Consider the following 2,113-nt stretch of genomic DNA (forward strand, 5'->3'; position numbering starts at 1 on the left):
GCCGTTGCCCACGTCGCCATAGCCGAAGTTCTGCGGATTGGCGGTGGCGAAGTCGACCTTCTGCCGGCTGTAGCCCGGCGTGTTGATGTTGGCGACGTTGTGGCTGGTGGTCGCCAGCGCCCGCTGGAAAGCGAGCAGGGCGCTGGTGCCGGTGGAAAGTACGCTGGACATGGGTTACCTCAACGACGGATGACGCCCAGCCCGGTCGGGCTGGCGGTGCTGGCAAAGGTCTCGCCCAGGCGCTGGCTGGCATTGCCCACGGCGGCGATCGCGCGCTCGATGGTCGGGCCGCCGGCAATCGCGGCGATCTTGGCCGCGTAGCTGGGATCGGTGGCGTAGCCGGCCTTCTGCAGGCCCTGGGCGAAGCCGCGGACATCGCCGCCGGCCTGCAGCGCATTCTGGTAACGCGGGCTGTTCTTGAGCAGTTTCACGTAGTCGGCAAAACTGTCGCCAACCGAGGTGTAGGCGCGGAAGCTGGCGGTTTCGTTGCGGCGCACGCCGTCCACGTATTCATGGGTGCCGCTGGTGGCGCGTTCGCCGCTCCAGCCGCTGGCCTTGATCCCGAACAGGTTGTGCGAGCTGCCACCGCCGTTGCGCTGCACCAGCTTGCGGCCCCAACCGGTCTCCAGCGCGGCCTGGGCGACCAGCGCCTTGGCATCCACGCCCAGTTCGCGCGCGGCCTGCTGGGCGTGGTTCCAGATGCTGGCCACGAAACCTTCCGGCGTGTGCGGGCCAAGCTGGGCGGCAGCGGTGTTGGCGGCCAGCGTATCGACCGCACTCGGTCCCCGCGCGGCGGCCGTACCGTTGACGTCGCGCCAGCGGTCATCGGCCAGCGCGGCCCAGTTCTGTTCGGTCGGATCGCTGACGCCGGACGCCGCCGAATACGGATCGGAACGGCCGATGGCCTCGTGCATCTGGCTGCTCTCGCGGCCGGCGATCAGATCCAGCGCACGTTCCATCGGCTGCAGCACCGTTGACGGATCGGCGCCGCGCAACTGCTGCAGCATCTCCACTTCGCTCGGCGTGCCGGCCGGCATGGTCGAGGCGGGCAGCGCCATCGGCGCCGCCGCCGGTGCGTTGAGCCGGTATGCGCGCAGCGCGGCGGCCGGGTTCAAGGCGGTGTCGGTCGGCTTGGCGGCCTCGGCCTCGGCGCCACCCAGTTGACGGGTGATCATCGCCGACAGGCCCAGCCCGCGCCCACGGGTCATCGCCTCGGCGATCTTGTGGTCGTACATCTCGCGGAACATGGTGTTTTCGGCGGGAAACAGCGAGTCGCCGAAGCTGGCATCGCGCATGCTCTTGACCAGCATCTGCGCGAACTGGCCTTCCAGCTGGCGCGCCACCTTGTCCACCTTGGCCGGGCTGTTGGCCTGGGCCGGATTGAGTTCCAGTGCCGGGTTGATGCGCATGTCAGATCACCTCGAGCTCGGCGCTCAGTGCGCCGGCCTGCTTGAGTGCTTCCAGGATCGCAATCAGATCGCCAGGTGCCGCCCCCACCGCGTTGACCGCATGCACGATCTCGTCCAGCGTGGTGCCGCCGGTGAACTTGAACATGCGGCTGCCATCGTTGGTGGCGGTGATGGTGGACTGCGGCGAGGCCACGGTCTGGCCGTTGCCGAAGGCATTGGGCTGGCTGACGTTGGTGTTCTCGTTGATGGTCACGGTGAGCGAGCCATGCGAAATGGCCGCCGGGCCGACGCGCACCTGCGAGCCGATCACGACCGTGCCGGTACGTGCGTTGACCACCACCTTGGCCGGCGCGCTGCCCGGGGTGAGTTCCAGGTTTTCGATACGTGCCAGCATCCCGATGCGGGCGCCCGGGTCGCTCGGCGACTGCACCGATACCGTGACACCGTCGATCGCCCGCGCTGCGCCATCGCCGAAGGCAGTGTTCAGCGCGGCAACCATCCGCGAGACCGTGGTGAAGTCGTTCTTGTGCAGGTTCAGGGTGATGTCGCCACCGCCGTTGAACACGTCCGGCAGTGCACGTTCGACCGTGGCGCCATTGGGAATGCGACCGACGCTGGGGACGTTCACCGATACCCGCGAACCGTCCTTGCCCTGCACGCCGAAGCCACCGACCACCAGGTTGCCCTGGGCGATCGCGTAGACC

3 protein-coding genes are annotated in these 2,113 nt (G+C 68.2%); all 3 read right to left on the minus strand.

Annotated elements, in window-relative coordinates; translation table 11 throughout:
* A partial coding sequence (locus AC1DQP_RS19740) for a flagellar basal body protein (protein WP_478052331.1) occupies positions 1-171 on the minus strand: 171 nt, incomplete at its 3' end.
* A gap of 8 nt (positions 172-179) precedes the next feature.
* Complete coding sequence (gene flgJ / locus AC1DQP_RS19745) at positions 180-1,409, minus strand: flagellar assembly peptidoglycan hydrolase FlgJ (protein WP_457320099.1); 1,230 nt, start codon at positions 1,407-1,409, stop codon at positions 180-182.
* A gap of 1 nt (position 1,410) precedes the next feature.
* A partial coding sequence (locus tag AC1DQP_RS19750; RefSeq protein ID WP_478052330.1) for a flagellar basal body P-ring protein FlgI occupies positions 1,411-2,113 on the minus strand: 703 nt, incomplete at its 5' end.

The sequence above is a fragment of the Stenotrophomonas sp. P5_A8 genome (assembly GCF_056400545.1).

What these genes read in the sequence shown, in the direction of transcription:
- flgJ (WP_457320099.1), bottom strand. Translation starts at nt 1,409, where the DNA reads ATGCGCATCAACCCGGCACTGGAACTCAATCCGGCCCAGGCCAACAGC.